12 protein-coding genes and 2 tRNA genes are annotated in these 15,447 nt (G+C 68.7%); 3 read left to right on the plus strand and 11 right to left on the minus strand.

What is annotated here, in order from left to right:
• Nucleotides 1-53: 53 nt before the first annotated feature.
• The 6 genes from KF871_RS08245 to KF871_RS08270 form a co-directional block, all read right to left on the minus strand.
• A complete protein-coding gene (locus KF871_RS08245; protein ID WP_291140528.1) occupies nt 54-1,211 on the minus strand; it encodes an aromatic ring-hydroxylating dioxygenase subunit alpha in 1,158 nt (385 codons plus the stop codon).
• Between the two features lie 75 nt (nt 1,212-1,286).
• The gene (locus tag KF871_RS08250) at nt 1,287-2,381 is read right to left on the minus strand and encodes a DUF1513 domain-containing protein (protein WP_291140531.1); all 1,095 of its coding nucleotides are present in this window, start codon (nt 2,379-2,381) and stop codon (nt 1,287-1,289) included.
• A 7-nt stretch (nt 2,382-2,388) separates the two neighbouring features.
• Nucleotides 2,389-3,447, minus strand: a complete 1,059-nt coding sequence (locus KF871_RS08255) for an imelysin family protein (protein WP_291140534.1) — start codon at nt 3,445-3,447, stop codon at nt 2,389-2,391.
• The gene (locus tag KF871_RS08260; RefSeq protein WP_291140721.1) at nt 3,444-4,838 is read right to left on the minus strand and encodes a di-heme oxidoredictase family protein; all 1,395 of its coding nucleotides are present in this window, start codon (nt 4,836-4,838) and stop codon (nt 3,444-3,446) included. Before KF871_RS08260 ends, KF871_RS08255 begins: the two co-directional genes overlap by 4 nt.
• A 41-nt stretch (nt 4,839-4,879) precedes the next feature.
• A complete protein-coding gene (locus KF871_RS08265) occupies nt 4,880-6,034 on the minus strand; it encodes an imelysin family protein (RefSeq protein ID WP_291140537.1) in 1,155 nt (384 codons plus the stop codon).
• Between the two features lie 108 nt (nt 6,035-6,142).
• Complete coding sequence (locus KF871_RS08270; RefSeq protein ID WP_291140540.1) at nt 6,143-7,819, minus strand: phosphoethanolamine transferase; 1,677 nt, start codon at nt 7,817-7,819, stop codon at nt 6,143-6,145.
• 125 nt (nt 7,820-7,944) lie between these two features.
• Here KF871_RS08270 and KF871_RS08275 point away from each other — a divergent pair, with 125 nt between their 5' ends.
• Complete coding sequence (locus KF871_RS08275; protein WP_291140542.1) at nt 7,945-8,697, plus strand: phosphatase PAP2 family protein; 753 nt, start codon at nt 7,945-7,947, stop codon at nt 8,695-8,697.
• Nucleotides 8,698-8,702: 5 nt separating this feature from the next.
• Here the strand turns inward: KF871_RS08275 and KF871_RS08280 are convergent, their stop codons facing one another.
• Entirely contained in the window at nt 8,703-10,256 is a 1,554-nt protein-coding gene (locus KF871_RS08280) for a class I adenylate-forming enzyme family protein (protein ID WP_291140544.1), read from the minus strand.
• Nucleotides 10,257-10,436: 180 nt separating this feature from the next.
• On the opposite strand from KF871_RS08280, the gene KF871_RS08285 reads away from it, so the two are divergent.
• Together KF871_RS08285 and KF871_RS08290 are read left to right on the plus strand one after the other, a co-directional pair.
• Complete coding sequence (locus KF871_RS08285) at nt 10,437-12,161, plus strand: thiamine pyrophosphate-binding protein (protein WP_291140546.1); 1,725 nt, start codon at nt 10,437-10,439, stop codon at nt 12,159-12,161.
• A 25-nt stretch (nt 12,162-12,186) separates the two neighbouring features.
• Complete coding sequence (locus KF871_RS08290) at nt 12,187-12,855, plus strand: GntR family transcriptional regulator (RefSeq protein ID WP_291140549.1); 669 nt, start codon at nt 12,187-12,189, stop codon at nt 12,853-12,855.
• A 66-nt stretch (nt 12,856-12,921) separates the two neighbouring features.
• Here KF871_RS08290 and KF871_RS08295 read toward each other — a convergent pair.
• The 4 genes from KF871_RS08295 to KF871_RS08310 all read right to left on the minus strand — a co-directional run bounded on the left by KF871_RS08295 (nt 12,922) and on the right by KF871_RS08310 (nt 15,412).
• Nucleotides 12,922-12,997: transfer RNA gene (locus KF871_RS08295), tRNA-His, on the minus strand.
• 38 nt (nt 12,998-13,035) lie between these two features.
• Nucleotides 13,036-14,949: a SurA N-terminal domain-containing protein gene (locus tag KF871_RS08300; RefSeq protein ID WP_291140552.1), complete on the minus strand. Its 1,914-nt coding sequence runs from the start codon at nt 14,947-14,949 to the stop codon at nt 13,036-13,038.
• 92 nt (nt 14,950-15,041) lie between these two features.
• A tRNA-Val gene (locus KF871_RS08305) sits at nt 15,042-15,117 on the minus strand.
• A gap of 22 nt (nt 15,118-15,139) precedes the next feature.
• Nucleotides 15,140-15,412 (minus strand): HU family DNA-binding protein, encoded by a 273-nt coding sequence (locus KF871_RS08310; protein ID WP_166226995.1) that lies wholly within the window; start codon nt 15,410-15,412, stop codon nt 15,140-15,142.
• Nucleotides 15,413-15,447 lie beyond the last annotated feature (35 nt).

The raw sequence follows: 15,447 nt of genomic DNA on the forward strand, positions 1-15,447 counted from the left end.
CACGCCTTTGATCGACTTGGTTCCGCCGGTGCGCACCCTTCCGTATCCGACACTCAACCGATGGTCAGCCCCGACAGCCGCTCCACCGCGGCATGAAACCGCGCTGCACTGCATTCCGTTCGACCAAAGTGCCAGTGCGTGTTGGCGCCACTGGCCAGTGTGGACTGGCACGACACGCCCAGCGCAAAGTCCTCGTCCAGCGCGCCCCAGAATGAGTCCACGTTCTTGCGCCAGTGCGCGCGCGCCTTCTCGGTTGCAGGCAGCTCGGGGATCAGGGTGATGGCGCGCACCGTGCTGCGGTCCACCGCCTCGGGCCACACGCTGAACAGGTTGGCGTGGTCGCCCTCGTGGAGGATGAAGGTGGCCGGGAAGAAGAAATAGATGATGTTGCTGTGCCGCCCGATGTCCCATTGGGCAGGGTCCTGATCGCGAAGCCCCGCCATGCTGCGCTTGGGCAGCAGCAGGCGCTGATGGTCGCCGTCGTGATCGGCGATCAGCAGGTTGTCGTGAAACAGCGGCGCGATGCTGTCGCGGTGGGCGTACTGGAAGTGGTAGGTCTCGAGGTTGCCTTCGAACGGGATCTTCCAGTTGGCGGCATTGGTGAAGCTGCGCTGGTGGAACGGCACCCAGAGGTCGTAGCCCCAGTGCCGCAGGTCCTGCGCAAATCGGCCCAGGTGGGCGCGCAGATCGAGGACTGCGCTCTCATCGGGTGCCAGCACGCGCGGCACCACCCACACCAGGCCCAGCGACTCGCCCACCGCCACGCGCGCCAACGCACATTGCCCGGGCGGTGCATGCGCAAAATCGGCCGCATGCGGACGCCCTGCCAGCGTGCCGTCGAGCCGGTACGACCAGCTGTGGTACGGGCAGATCAACACCCGCTTGCTGTGCTCGCCGGCATCGAGCAGGCGCGCACCGCGGTGCCGGCAGGCGTTCACGAAGCCGCGCAGTTCGCCGCCTTCGCCACGCACCAATAGCACCGGCAATCCGGCGAGATCAACGGCCAGTGTGTCGCCGGGCCGGGCCAGCTGGGCCGAGGGGCACACCGCCACGGGGTGGCGGCAAATCACATGCTCGCGCTCACGCTCGAAGCGCGCCGGGTCGAGGTAGCGCGCCACCGGGCTGAGCGTCGCCTCGCCACGTTCGCTGTCACCGGCCGCGATCAGCGCCAGCGCACGCCGGATCAGCCGCACCTGTTCGTCGTGTTGCATGGTGTCTCCTGCCGGCCATGCTGCTGCCGATGGCAGCGCCGCGATGTCAAGCGAGCGACACCGCGCTGCTGACGGTCAGGCCAACACCAACCAGTGGTTGTCGAGCGCAGCGGGCACGGGCATGCGCTGGACGCCTGCATCGCTGAGCAAGGTGGCCCCGCCGCCGGCCCACCAGTGCGCACCGGCCACCGCCACGGCGCAGGCCTCGGGCAATGCCTGGCGTGCCACGACCCGGCCTTGCGCGTTCCAGCCCACCAGCGCGTCTCCGCGCGTGGCGCCGACCCAGAAGCCGCCACCCGGGCGCGCGCCGATGTCGCCGCCGTAGCCTTTGACGCCCGGCGCAGGGTCTGCGGCTTGCAGGCGCTGGCCGTCCCAGGTGGCGAGGATGGGCGCCGCCGATCGTGCGGCTTCGTCGTCGTGCTCGGCCTGCAGCGCAATGCCCACGCGACGCGTGGCTGCGTCGAAGGCCAGGTGGCGAATGCTCAGGCGCGCATCGTCCAGGCGCCATTGGCCCAGCAGACGGCCATCGCGTGGGCTCAGCGCCACGAGCGACGGGTCCATGCGGTCGAGGTCGCGGTGGCTGCGTCCGGTTTCGCTCTGGGTCGGAATACCGCCGTTGGCCACGATGAGCGCGCCGGCCGGGATGTCGCCTACGGACTGCGGCAGCACCAGCATGGCGTGCGGGTCCATGCCGTGCGTGCGCCACTCGCCCAGGCGCGCCAGGCTGCGCGGGTCGCGCACGCCCACCAGGCCCGAGGCGTCGGCCTGGTCGGTCTCGGTGGTCCACAGCTGCTTCGCGTCGGGCGAGCGCATCACGTGGCCGTTGAGGCGGCGGTCGTCGTTGACCCACTCCCATTGCGCGGCACCACTGTCGGGGTGCCAGTGCAGCAACCAGTCACCGGGACGGCGGGCCGCCACCAGCACGCTGCCATCGGCCTGCTGACACAGACCGTGAGCGCGCGTGGGCAGTTCGATGCGGGCCTGCACCTGCACTGCGTCCGCGCCGGGCTGCAGCACACCGGCGTGGTAGCGCCCGTCTTCGGCCCAGGTGGCCAGCAAGCGCGTGCGGGCACTGCTGGCGCGCGCGGGCAGGCAGGCGCCCGCACCCACAGTACCCACCGCGGCCAACAGGCCCAGCCAGGCGCGGCGCGACAGAACCATGGTGGTCATGCAGCCCTCAATCGCCGTCGGCGCTGGAGAAGCCGATGCCGACCTCCATCGCGGTGGATACGTCGCGCTGCATCAGCGCGGTCAGTGACTTGAGCGCGGTGGCCGCGGCGTCCACTCGCGCTGGCTGATCGGGCGAGGCGTTCTTCATCGCGCCATCGGCTTGCAGCACCGCGTCGCGCCAGCGGTCGGCCAGGGCCAGGTGCCCTCGGCCACGCAGGTAGGTTTCGATGGTGATCAGCCCCTGCCCGGGCGCCGGCACCGGAGCAGCACCCTGCACCGCAACCGCGCGCAGGCTGCCCCAGGCCTGGGCCCAGGCGGCCGCGGTCTGACCACTGGCGGCACGCGGGAACGCCGGCGCGCCGCCGCGCGTGGCGGCCTCGCGCAAGGGCTTTTCCATGTTGGCCCAGCGCAGCCGCTCCAGCCCGCCAAGCCATTGGTTGACCCACTCACTGAAGGCGGGCACGGAGGCTTCTTCCTGTGGTGGGTCGGCGGCCAGGGCCGCGAAGGCCTGGTGCAGGGCATCGGCCTCGGCCTGCACGGCCTGGGCCGCCAGCACGCTGTAGCTGCAGGCTGGCGAGCCCGCCGTCACGGGCGCCACCCACAGCAGGTGTTCCAGCGCAGGCAAACCCTTGGCGGGTGTGCCCACGCGGGCCATGTCGGCCAGCGACTTCGGCTCGCGCGCAAGCATGCGCTTGAGCAGGTCGGGCCGCATGGGCTGAAAGTCGATTTCGCGCAGCGAGCGGCGCTCGATCAGCGGGCCGACGGCCACCGCGCTCAGCCGCTCCCAGGCCAGCATGGTCTGCGTCCACGCGGCGCGCGCCGGCTCGATGCCGGGGCCGCCCGCACAGTGCTGCTGCAGGGCCAGCACCAGCGCAGCGGAGCGATCGGCAAAGGCCTGCGCCAGCGGCACGGTGTGGCCGCGGTGAAAGCCGGCCACGGCGTCGGGCGAGGTGTAGAACGGCACGGGGTCGGCGCTGGACTGCGCGGCGGCACCCAGGGGGGCGCCCAGCAGCAGGGCCAGCCCGGTCGACCAGGCGGCGTGCAGGACAAAACGGCGCGGCGTCACAGGCTCTCCACGAATTTGACAAGCGCGTCGCGATCGGCGCGCTTCATGCGCAGCACCTGCTGCTTGCTGGCTTCGGCTTCGCCGCCGTGCCAGAGGATGGCTTCGAGCACACCATCGGCGCGGCCGTCGTGCATCAGACGGCGGTGGCCATTGACGTCGTGGAACAGCCCCACGCCCCACAACGGCGGCGTCTTCCATTCGCTACCGTCGGCCAGGAAATCGGGGCGGCCATCGGCCAGCGCCTCGCCCATGTCGTGCAGCAGCAGGTCGGTGTAGGGCCAGATCTTCTGGCCCGACAAGGCCTTGCTGGTCAGGCGCGGAAACGGCCCTTCAGCGGTGGTGTAGGTCGGTCGGTGGCAGACCGCGCACTGCGCCTGCGCAAACAGGCGCTGGCCCTTGAGCACCTGCGCAGACCCGGCAGCGCGGCGCGCCGGTGGCGCCAGCACCGCCTGGTAGAAGACCACTTCTTCGAAGGTCTTGGGGTCGAGTTCGGGCTGCGTGCCATGGGCGCCGGCCGGCGCGGCCTGGCAGTCGGTCTGGGTGGGGGTGCAGTTCTGGTTCGGGAAGGTGGTCGAGGTGATGCCGATGTCACCCAGAAACGCACCCGCGGTCTGGTGCGCGATGGTGGCGACGTTGGCCTTCCAGCCGAAGCGGCCTACCATCTCGCGCTGGGCCACGGCGTCCCACACGCGGTTGGGGCGCCCGCTGACGGCACCACCGGCGTCCGCCTGCGCCTTGGCATTGGCCAGGATCTCGGCTTCGGGAATGGCCTCGAGCAGTCCCACGCCGATGACCTGGGGCGCCACGCGCGGGCTCACGAGCGCGTCGGGCGCCATCGGGCCGTAACCCAGTTGGTCGATCTCGTAGACCGGCTTGTGCAAGGTGTAGCGTGTGCCATCGGCGAACTTGCCGCTCAGTGGCTCCCAGCGCAGGCGCACGCGGCCCTCGGGCTTGACGCCCTGCACCGCGGCCGTGTTGAGCTGGTCGCCATACACCGGGTCGGGTTTTGGGCCGCCGTGCTCACCGACACCGGGCACGGACAGGCGCAACAGCAAGGCCAGCGGCGGCTGGTCCGACAGGCCTTCGGTCCAGGGCGGCGGCGCACCGCGGCCATCGTGCAGGTGGCAGGCCGCGCACGAGCGCGCGATGAAGTTGGGCCCCAGGCCGTCGCGCGCCGTGGTGCTGGCGGGCGCCTCGACCCAGTTGCGCTTGAAGAACGAGTTGCCGATGACGAAGCGCGTGCGCTCGGCATCGGGCAGGTTGGCGGCCGGAAATGAGAACGCGTTCTGGCCGGTGGCCCAGACGGTGGCGTCACCGGCCACCTTCTCGGCCAACGGGTCCGCGCCCGGCGTGGCGGCCTGCAGGGGAGCGACAAACGCCGCGACGGACAGCGTGAGCAGGCCGGCCGAAGCGAGCAGCAGACGGGTGGGTTTCAAGGCTTGACGAGGGTGAGTTTCGAAATGCCGACGGCAGCGGCCGCGGCGACCAGATCATCGGATTGTTCAACAAGGCTCTTCACCGTGGCCTCGATGTGGGCGCGTCCGGGCGATCCCACGATGACCGCGCGATCGAAAGGCGCCGGAATGGACTCGGCCGCCACCACCGACGCATGGATCTGCTTCGTGGTCTTGTCGGCCAGGGCGGCGTCCTTGGCGGCCACCAGGTCGCGCAGACTGGGGCCTTCGATCACACGGCCGTCGGCGCGCACATAGCGGCCGGTCCAGACGTTCTCGATGCCGAGCGCGTCGGTCACCGTGTCGCGGTGGGTGTTGTCCGAGAAGCAGCTGTGCTCGTCTTCCTGGTCCTGGCTGGCCAGGGCCACTTCGAGCCGCTCGCCCGCCAGCTCGCCACGCGAGAGCGAGCCCAGGCCGACGAACATGCGGCGCAGCGACTCCTGGCCGCCCTTCTCGAATTTGGCGCGGTAGTTGTTCTTGACCCCGGGTGCCCAGGCCTTGGCCACATAGGCCAGGTCGTCGACCAGCAGGTCGGTCACCACGTTGAGGTATTGGCGGCGCCGATCGGCGTTGGGCGCCTTGCCATCGACGAAGTCCTCGAAGCTGCGGTTGCCGGGCCCGGTCTCGGACAGGTCCTGACCCCAGAGCAGGAATTCCACGGCGTGCCAGCCGGTGGCGATGTTCTCCTCGCCACCTTTTTCGTTGAGGCCGCTCAGGGCCTTCTTGCTGATGGGTTGCTTGCGGTTGTTGACGATGCCGGCGGTCTTCTTGCCGTCGATGTAGTCCACATAGGACTCGTCCATCGGCCACGCATTGATGCGGCCTTCGGGGCCCATGTCGTCGTCGATGGGACCGCCGTAGAAGCGGAAGGCCTCGGTCTGGCCGTACGACTCGCGACCGGCCAGCCAGGCCTTGCGCGCTGCCGCCAGCGTCTGCTCGGAGGGTGCGGCGGTGAAGGCGTGCACCGCGGCCTGCAGGGCCTTGGCACCGGCCAGGGTGTCGTCGTAACCGGCCGAGACGAGCACCCCGTAATGCGCGGCCACACTGGCCGGGGTGGCCGCCGTCTGGGCGTGGGCGGGGCCGATCAGCGCGATGGCCAGGGCGAAGGCGGACAGGGTGCAGCGGGGCGTCATGGCGGTCTCCTTGAGGGATTCGGAATCCGCCGAGTTTAAATAAAAATGATTCTCAGTTTTGAAACGCCAATCCGAGCAAAGGGGTTTGCCGCCGACAACGCCCTCGGGCTACTGAGGGGAGCGCACGCCAACGCGGGCAACGCTGTCTGCCGACGCACACGCGGCCAGTATGTCCTGCGCAGGGTTGACGTCCTTGCCCTCCACCTGTGCCAGGCCGGCCAGCGTGTGGAACAGGTTGTCGTGGCTCCAGGGCTTGGCGGCGAGTCCGCGCAGGCAGTCGTTGTGCACCTGCAGGCGGGCTTGCATGGCCGGCGACAGCCACATCACCATGGGCACGTGCTTTTGCACCTCGGGCGCCACCGACCAGGGCATGCCGTGCAGGAAGAGGCCGTTCTCGCCCAGCGACTCGCCGTGGTCCGACACATACAGGACGGCCGCAGGCCGCTGCAGGGCCGCCAGCCGATCGATCAGCTCGCCCAGCATGGCGTCGGTTTCGCGGATGCCGTTGTCGTAGGCGTTGACGATGCGTTGTTCGTCGCACGACGACAGCGTGTTGGTCTCGCACTCGGGCAGGAAGACCTTGTGGCTCTTCTGGGAGCGTTCGAAATAGGCGGGCCCGTGGTTGCCCATCTGGTGCAGCACGATCACGCTGCCGAGCGTGCGGCGCTGCGCGTCGAGCGTGGCCAAACGCTTCAGTGCCAGCTCGGGCAGCACCGCATCGGGGCAGGCTTCGCCTTGGCACACACCCTGACCCACCGCGTCCATCGCGCGCTCGTTGGGGACCCGATCGCACACCCCCTTGCAGCCCGACTGGTTGTCGATCCACGCCACCGCCAGGCCCGCGCGCTGCAGCAGATCGAGCACGTTCTCCTCGCGTGGCCCATCGAGCCCGGCGCGCCCCAGGCGCGAGAACATGCATGGCACCGAGACCTGGGTGCTGGTGCCGCAGGAGTGCACCTGCGAGAAGTAGGTGATGTCACCGCTGGCGGACAGAGCGCTCAGGCGTGGCGTGGTGTCGCGTGCATAGCCGCCCACACCAAAGTTGTCGGCGCGCGCCGTCTCGCCCACCACCAGCACGATCACGGGCGCCGCGTCGGCCGCCATGGCGGTGCCCGCGGCCCGGGCGTCCAGCCCGATGGCCTGCAGCGGTTGCGCGGCATGGGCCGATTCGCTTACGCCCTGGCGCACCAGGGCATACACGCTGTTGTAGGGGTTGACCATGTAGCGCAGCGACTTGTTGTTGCGCATCAGCGAGGCCAGGTCCTGGAAGGTGGCGAACAGCAGACCGGCCGCCACCAGCAAGGCCAGCAGCACCACCAGGCCACGCTGCCACAACTGGCGCGTCCAGCGCACCGTACGCACCGGGGCGCGCCACCACCAGATCACCGGCAAGGCCACGCCCAGCACCACGGCCAGCACCAGGGGCAGCGTGAACAGGCCGGCGGCTTCGACGGCGTCGGTGTGGAAGACATTGGCCACCATGCCGGGGTCGATCACGATGCCGTAGGTCCACATGAAGTAGCTGCCCATGCCGGCCAGGGCAATGAGCGCCGCGCCGAGCACGCGCCGCCAGGGGCGCCACATCAACAGGCCAAAGCTGGCGAGCAGCGCACACAGCAGAAAAAGCGCCAGCGCGGGCAGCATGAGCGGGCTTGCCGCCGCCTCGGGCAGGCGCGACACGGTGAGCCACAGGGGCAGATTGCCAGCCACCACCAGCCAGGCGGCCAACACGGCGTCCTTGGCGAGCGGGTGCCAGCCTTGCGAATGGGCAGCAGTCGTCGTCATGGGCGCGCATGCTCGGGCGCGAGACTTAACCGGTCATTAACGGCAGCCAGCCATCGCGGCTGGCGCTGTTGCGCACAAACAGCGATCTAAGGTCGACTTAATCTGCCGGTGGTGCCATCGGGGGGATGAATGCACCTTTCAAGCCCCTGGCCGTGTTCCGGCCCACCACGCTCGAGTGGTGGACAGTGACGCTGCTGACCTTCTACGTGCTGGTGATGTGGGATTTCAGCGGTCTGGATCTGGCCGTCATGCAGCACATCGGCACCGCACATGGTTTTCCCGAACGCGACAACTTCTGGTTGTCCACCGTCGGCCACATCTGGGCGCGCAATGCGGGCACGGTGCTGCTGATCGGCGTCTGGATCGCGGTCTGGCGCCCCATCGCCGGGTGGCGGCGGTTCGAACGCCGCGAGCGGCTGACCATGGCGGTGGCGACCACGGTGGCCTTGCTGGCTGTCAACGTCATCAAACGGCACAGCGGCACCAGTTGCCCCTGGGACCTGGACCAGTTCGGCGGTACCGCGCACTGGGTGTCGCACTGGAGCTGGTGGGTGGCGGGCGACGGCGGCCCCGGGGGTTGCTTTCCCGGCGGCCACGCCTCCACCGCCCTCGCCTTCATCGGTCTGGCCTGGCCCGGTCTCAGCACGCCGGAAGACAGCGCGCGCTGGCGCTTCGGCCAATGGGCACTGTGGCTGTCGCTGGCGGGTGGTGCGGTGCTGGGCGCGGTGCAGCTGTGGCGAGGTGCGCACCCGCCAAGCCACAGCGTCTGGACGGCCTGGATCTGCTGGACGGCGTCTGGTGTGGTGTTCGGCCTGTGCCGCCGCTGGCGCGCGCGCGGGCTGCTGGCCCGGGCTGCGCACCTGAGCGAAGGGCCGTAGGGCTCTCAGGCTTGCGCCAGTTGCTGGCGCAGCACGCGGTGCAGCACCTTGCCGGTGGCCGTGCGCGGCATGTCGGCATCGGCCACGAAGCTGACCGAGGTCGGGCACTTGAAGCCGGCCAGGCGCGCACGGCACCAGTCGCGCATCTCCTGCACCGTCGCGTTCTGCCCCTGGTGCAGCACCACCACCGCGTGCACGGCCTCGCCCCATTTGTCGTGCGGCACACCCACCACCGCCACGTCGCGCACCTTGGGGTTGGCGCCCAGCACACCCTCGACCTCGGACGGGTACACGTTCTCGCCGCCCGAGATGATCATGTTGCTCTTGCGGTCGACCAGCCAGATGTAGCCCTGCTCGTCGCGCCGCGCCATGTCGCCCACCGAGCACCACTCGCCATCAAACGCCTCGGCGGTCTTGTCGGGGTTCTGCCAGTAGCCGTCAAAGGCGTAGGCGGTGCGTGAGAACAGCTCGCCCACCTCGCCATCGGCCACCTCGTTGCGCTGCTCGTCCAGCAGGCGGATCGCACCACTGCCGGCCCATTCCCGCCCGACCGAACCCAGCTTGGCCAGTTGTTCATCGGGGCGCAGCAGCGTGACCCAGCCGGCCTCGGTCGAGCCGTAGAGCTCATAGAGCCGGCCATTGCGGAACAGCTCGAGGATGGCGCGCTTGGTGTCCGGCCGCGCGGGCGCGGACGAAATCATCAGCTTGGCCACGGCGCTCAGGTCGTGGCGGCACTTCACCTCGTCGGGCAGCGCCAGCACCATGATGTAGTGCGTGGGCACCAGCGAGGTGAAGGTCACGCGGTCTTCTGCCAGCGTCTGCAACAGCGCCTGCGGATCGAAACTGCGACGGTCCTCGACCACGATGGTGCCGCCCATGTGCATGAACGTGGTGCCGAAGTACAGCGAGTTGGCGTGGCACAGCGGCATCACCAGCAGCGCGGTGTCGTCGCGGGTGAAACCCATCTCCAGCGCCGTGGCCAGGGCAATCAAGGTGCTGCCCCGGTGGCTGCGGATGGCGCCCTTGGGCCGGCCGGTGGTGCCCGAGGTGTACATGAAGGCACAGGTGTCGTCGGGGTGCACCGGCGCGAAGGTGAAATCGGCACTGCCTTGCGCGACCACGCTCTCGTAGCTGCGCCACCCCGGGGTCACAGCGTCGCCGAGCACGATGAAGCGTTCGGGCGCCACCGGCAACTCGGCGCGAATGGCATCGAGCGTGTCGCAGAACTCGGGGCCCACGATCACCGCCGACACCTCGGCGTGGCCCAGGATGTAGGCCATCTCGGGCCCGGTGAGGCGAAAGTTCAGCGGCACCACCACCAGCCCGGCGCGCGCCATGGCCACGTACATCTCCAGCCACGCCAGGCAGTTGTAGGCCACCACCCCCACGCGATCGCCTTTGGCCAGGCCCATGCCCAGCAGGCCGGCGCCCAGCTGCGACGCCCGCCGGTGCCATTCCAGGTAGCTCAGGCGGCGGGTCGAATCGCGCGCGCCCAGCTTGGTGGGCGTGAGCCGGGCGTGCGTGGCGATGGCGTCGGCGATGGTGAGCAACTGGCTCATGGGTTGTCTCCTGGGCGGATTGATCGGTTCGGGGTCTACCGGTCATCGGCTGGGGGGCAAGTCGATGCGGATTTATGAACTCTGAATTCAGAGTTCAAATATAGTAGCCGCACACCACCCTTGGCGCGAAGCCCTGAGAACCCGCGCGCCGATGGACGGCAAAACCCACAGGAGACATGCATGGCCCCTCCCTCTTTCGGCGATCAATCCGCCGCCGCGGTGATCGCGCGGTTCCTGAAGCAACGCGGCGTCCAGCGCGTGTATGCCCTGTGTGGCGGCCACGTCATGCCGATCTGGATGCGGCTGGACGCCGAAGGTATCCGCATCGTCGACGTGCGCGATGAACGCGCCGCGGTCTACATGGCCCATGCCGAGGCACTGCTCACAGGCGGCCTGGGCGTGGCCCTGGTCACCGCCGGCCCGGGCGTGACCAACGCCATGACCGGCATCGCGAATGCGCACGTGGCGCGTGCGCCGGTGATGGTGCTCTCGGGTCTGCCGCCCACCGCGCAGGAAAACCGCGGTGCGCTGCAGGACATCGTGCACACCGACCTCGTGCGCAGCATCACCCGCTACGCGCGCACCGTGCGCCACCCCGACCTGGTGCCGCAGGAACTGGCCGAGGCCGCCGCCCGTGCACAGGGCGAAGGCGGTGAGCCAGGCCCGGTGTACCTGGACTTCCCGGTCGACACCTTGCGCGCCGACGTGGCCAAGGCCATGCAGTTGCCCGAGCTGTTCGAAGCCCGCGCAGTGCCGCGCACGCCACCGCACCCCGACGCGGTGCGCGCCGCCGTCGATGCACTCTGGCGTGCCAAGCGCCCGCTGTTCATCAGCGGCCGCGGCGCGCAGGGCGCAGGGCCCGCGCTCTCGGCCTTGCTCACCCGCCTGAACGCCGCGTACCTCGATACCGGCGAAAGCCGCGGCCTGATCGGTGACGATCACCCGGGCGTGGTGGCCGCCATGCGCGGTGCCGTGATGGGCCAGGCGGACCTCGTGGTCACGGTCGGCCGGCGCCTGGACTTTCAACTGGCCTACGGCTCGCCCGCGGTGTTTGGCGACGCCGCCTTTCTGCGCATTGCCGACTGCGCCGCGGAGCTGCGCGACAACCGCCGTGGCAGCGTCTCGGTGCTGGCGGACCCGGCGTTGGCGCTGCAGGCCATCCTCGACGCCGCTCCGACGGGCGCACCCGCCAGCGACCCGGCCTGGGTACACGGCCTGCGCGCCCAGCACCTGCAGCGCTCGGACAAGCTGGCCAAGGGCATGCGCGATGCACCCCACGGCAACGACGGCCGCATGCACCCCAATCGCGTGCTCGCGGCGTTGCGCGACGCCCTGCCCGCCGACGCAGTGGTTGTCGCCGACGGCGGCGACTTCCTCAGCTTTGCACGCGTGGGCCTGCCGGCCAGCACCTACCTCGACCCCGGTTCTCTGGGCTGCATTGGCGTGGGCACACCCTTTGGTGTGGCGGCCAGCCTGGTGCACCCCGAGAAGGTCGTGCTGGTGGCCACCGGCGACGGCGCCTTCGGCTTCAATGCCATGGAGATCGACACCGCCGTGCGTCAGAAGGCGCCGGTGCTGATCGTGGTGGCCAACAACGGCTCGTGGGCCATCGAAGTGCGCGACCAGCAGGAAACGCATGGCAAGGTGGTTGGCACGCACCTGCAGTTTGCCGACCACGCCGCCATGGCGCGCGGCTTCGGCATGCACGCCGAGCGCGTGGAGCGCGCCGAAGACCTGCCCGGTGCCATCGCCCGCGCCATGGCCAACCGCCCCGCGCTGCTCGACGTGGTGGTCACGCCTGAGGCCGCCTCATCCGACGCCAAGTCGGGCCTGGCCTGGGTGCCCGATCTGCAACCCCTGGCCGCCTGGGACGAAGCCGAGCGCCAATGGCGCGCGGGCAACTGACCAAGCAGCGGCTACGATCGCCGCCATGAAATCGCTGCAAGCCGCTCCCAGCCTGGTCGAACAGGTGCACGGCGCCATCCTGGCCGAGATCGCGTCGGGTCGCCTGCCGCCCGGCGCGCGCATCATCCAGGAGCAGATCGCGCAGGCGCTGGGTGTGTCGCGCCAGCCGATTCAGCAGGCGCTCACGCTGCTGCGCAAGCAGGGCGTGCTCAACGACGCGCCCGGGCGTGGATTGCAAGTGGCGCCGCTCGACCTCGAACACGTGCGCCACATGTACGACGTGCGAGCCGTCATCGAAGGCCTGGCCTTTCGCAAGGCCGCCGAGCGCGGCGCCGAGGAGGCGGCCAGCAAAGGGCCCGCCCTCATTCGCGCCGGGCGCAAGGCCGTGGCCAGTGGTTCGGTGGTCGCCATGATTAACGCCGACATGGCGTTTCACGACTTCATCTACGCACTGAGTGGCAACCCGCTGGTGGCACCCGCGATGGAAACCCACTGGACCAACGCGCAACGCGTGATGGGCGAAGTGCTGATGCGCGACGAAAAACCGCGCGACATCTGGGACCAGCACGATGCCTTGCTGGCCGCCGTGGCCGCTGGCGACGGTGCCAAGGCCGAGCGCCTGGCCCGCAAGCACATCCTCGAAGCGGCCGAGTTCATGATCGATCGACTCAAGACCGAAGCCGCCAGCCACTGACCGTCGTGGCATCGCGCTTTGCCCAAAACAAAAGCCCGGCAAGGCCGGGCTTTGTGGGGAATGCGGTGGGGTGGCTGATGGGACTCGAACCCACGACGACCAGAATCACAATCTGGGACTCTACCAACTGAGCTACAGCCACCGCAAGCCGCGCATTATAGCGTCCCGCGGATGCCGCTCTCAGCGCAGCGCGTTGGCCGGCTTGGGCACCAGGATGCGCACTTTGTAGCGCTCCTTGAGCATCTCGTAATAGGCCTCGCCTTCGGCTGCCGCCCAGCCCTGGCCCACTTGCTGGACTTCCTGGCTCAGACGCTGCTCGGGCGCTTCGGCGCGGGGCAGCACCTTGGTGACCTCGACCACCGCATGGCCCTGCTCGCCCAGCGAGACACCCAGCCACGCGGGCAAGGCGTTCGGGTCGGCGCTCAGCGCGGCTTCCAGCACGCGCGGGTCGAGGCTCTGGGCCGACTCGCGCGAAACCGTCACCGCGGCGCCCATGGCCGCCGCATCGGCGCCACCCTTCCAGGCTGCCAGCTGCTTCTCGGCGGTCTCGCGCGCGAGTTCGGCCGAACGTTTGGCCACGAGCTGGGCACGTACCTGATCGCGCACTTCGTCGAGCGTGAGTGTGCGCGCAGGACGGTGCGCCACGACGCGCGCCGACACCAGTTGGTTGCTGCCGGTTTCGATGGCGGTGGTGTTGCGCTTGTTGTCGATGGCATCGGCCGAGAACAGCGCTTCAAGCAAACGCGGGTTGGCCAGCACACCAGTCTGCCCAGGCACCGGCGTGCGCAGCACGTCCTTGGCCGTCTGGATCTGCAGCTTCAGGCGATCGGCCGCGGGCTTGAGGCTGTCGGCCTGCTCGTAGACCAGGTTGCTGAAGGTGTCGGCCGATTCCGCATATTGGCGCTGAGCCTGTTGCTGCTTGAGCTGTGCTTCGATCTGCGGCTTGAGCTCGGCGAACGGCTTGACAGGCGGCGCCTTGATGTCGGTGAGCTCAATGATGTGCAAGCCGAAGTCGGTTTCCACGATGTCGGAGATATCGCCCTTCTTCATCGAGAACACCGCCTGCTCGAAGGCCGGCACCATGGCGCCGCGGCCAAAGAAATCGAGATCGCCACCATTGGCCGCAGACCCCGGGTCCTGCGAGTTGGCCTTGGCCAGTTCCGCAAACTTCGACGGATCGGCCTTGACCTGCGCGAGCAGCGCCTCGGCCTTCTTGCGCACCTCGGCCTTCTGTTCGGGTGTGGCGTCTTTGGCCAGCGTCAGCAGGATGTGGCTGGCGCGGCGCTCTTCGGCACCACTGAGCTGGGCCGCGTTCTGGTCGTAGTAGCTGCGCAGTTCGGCATCGGTGAAGCTGATGCCTTTGGCCAGCGCTGCCGCGTCGAGCACGATGTACTCGACGTCGGATTGCTCGGGCGCCTGGAACGAAGCCTTGTTGTCGTTGTAGAAGGCCTCGATGTCGGCGTCGCTGGGCTTGACCTGCGACGCAAAGTCGCCGGCGGCGAAGGTCTTCACACGCAGCTCGCGTTGCTGGAAGAACGCGTCCAGCACCGGGCGCGCCATGGCGGTCGAGGCGAAGCCCGTGCCCTGCACGGCCTGCAGCACCTGGCGCTGCGACAGGTCGTTGCGCAACGAGGCCTCGAACATCTCGGGCGACATGCCCTGGCGGGCCAGCAACTGGCGATAGCCTTCAACGTCGAGCGAGCCATCGGACTTGCGCAGGGCCGCAATCGACGGGTTCTGTTGCAGTTCACGCGCCAGGCGCGCATCGCTGGTGTACAGGTTGAGCTGGGTGGCCGCAGTGGCCAGCACGCGCTGGCGCACCAGGCGCTGCAGGCTCTCGTAGCGCACCGCGTCGCTGTCGAGCATGGCGGCATCGATCCCCGGCATTGCGTCACGAAGCCGCTGCACCTCCTGGCGATGGGCCTGATCCCACTCTTCGCGAAGGATGTCTTTGCCGTCAACCGTCGCCACTGCTTCGCCGCGCCCGAAGAAACTGGTGTAGCCCTGAATGCCAAACAGCACGAAGGACGGAATGATCAGGATCAGCAAAAAGCCCATGAGGTACTTCTTGCGATCGCGGATGGACTCGAACATGCGTGAAACCCTGTGATGACTGCGCCCTGCGCTGAGTGACGGACGTTGACCAGTGGAACAACAAAAAAGGCGAACCCTTGTTCGCCTTCTTGTGGTGGGTGCTGACGGGGTCGAACCGCCGACCTACTCCGTGTAAGAGAGCCGCTCTACCAACTGAGCTAAGCACCCACTGGAACCGATGTGCAACAGGTCAGTTGACCGCGTCTTTCAGTGCCTTGCCGGGGCGGAACTTCGGCACTTTGGCGGCCTTGATTTTAATCTCGGCGCCGGTGCGGGGGTTGCGGCCCTTGCGAGCGGGGCGTTTGGTCACGCCGAACGAGCCAAAGCCCACCAGGGAAACGGTGCCGCCCTTCTTGAGGGTGGTGCGGATGGCCGCAATGGTGGAGTCCAGAGCGCGCGTCGCCGCAGCCTTGGAAATGTCGGCGTGCTTGGCGATGTGTTCGACGAGTTCAGTTTTGTTCACGAAGAGCCCCTCTTGAAATGGAAAAGTTGGGTTGT

This window comes from Hydrogenophaga sp. (genome assembly GCF_019635465.1).
Taxonomy (GTDB): Bacteria; Pseudomonadota; Gammaproteobacteria; order Burkholderiales; family Burkholderiaceae_C; genus Hydrogenophaga.

Excerpts from the sequence above, each read along its gene's own strand:
- KF871_RS08280 (WP_291140544.1), bottom strand. The coding sequence starts at position 10,256 with ATGAGCCAGTTGCTCACCATCGCCGACGCCATCGCCACGCACGCCCGG.
- KF871_RS08275 (WP_291140542.1), top strand. The coding sequence starts at position 7,945 with ATGAATGCACCTTTCAAGCCCCTGGCCGTGTTCCGGCCCACCACGCTC.
- KF871_RS08290 (WP_291140549.1), top strand. The coding sequence starts at position 12,187 with ATGAAATCGCTGCAAGCCGCTCCCAGCCTGGTCGAACAGGTGCACGGC.
- KF871_RS08250 (WP_291140531.1), bottom strand. The coding sequence starts at position 2,381 with ATGACCACCATGGTTCTGTCGCGCCGCGCCTGGCTGGGCCTGTTGGCC.
- KF871_RS08245 (WP_291140528.1), bottom strand. The coding sequence starts at position 1,211 with ATGCAACACGACGAACAGGTGCGGCTGATCCGGCGTGCGCTGGCGCTG.
- KF871_RS08300 (WP_291140552.1), bottom strand. The coding sequence starts at position 14,949 with ATGTTCGAGTCCATCCGCGATCGCAAGAAGTACCTCATGGGCTTTTTG.
- KF871_RS08265 (WP_291140537.1), bottom strand. The coding sequence starts at position 6,034 with ATGACGCCCCGCTGCACCCTGTCCGCCTTCGCCCTGGCCATCGCGCTG.
- KF871_RS08270 (WP_291140540.1), bottom strand. The coding sequence starts at position 7,819 with ATGACGACGACTGCTGCCCATTCGCAAGGCTGGCACCCGCTCGCCAAG.
- KF871_RS08285 (WP_291140546.1), top strand. The coding sequence starts at position 10,437 with ATGGCCCCTCCCTCTTTCGGCGATCAATCCGCCGCCGCGGTGATCGCG.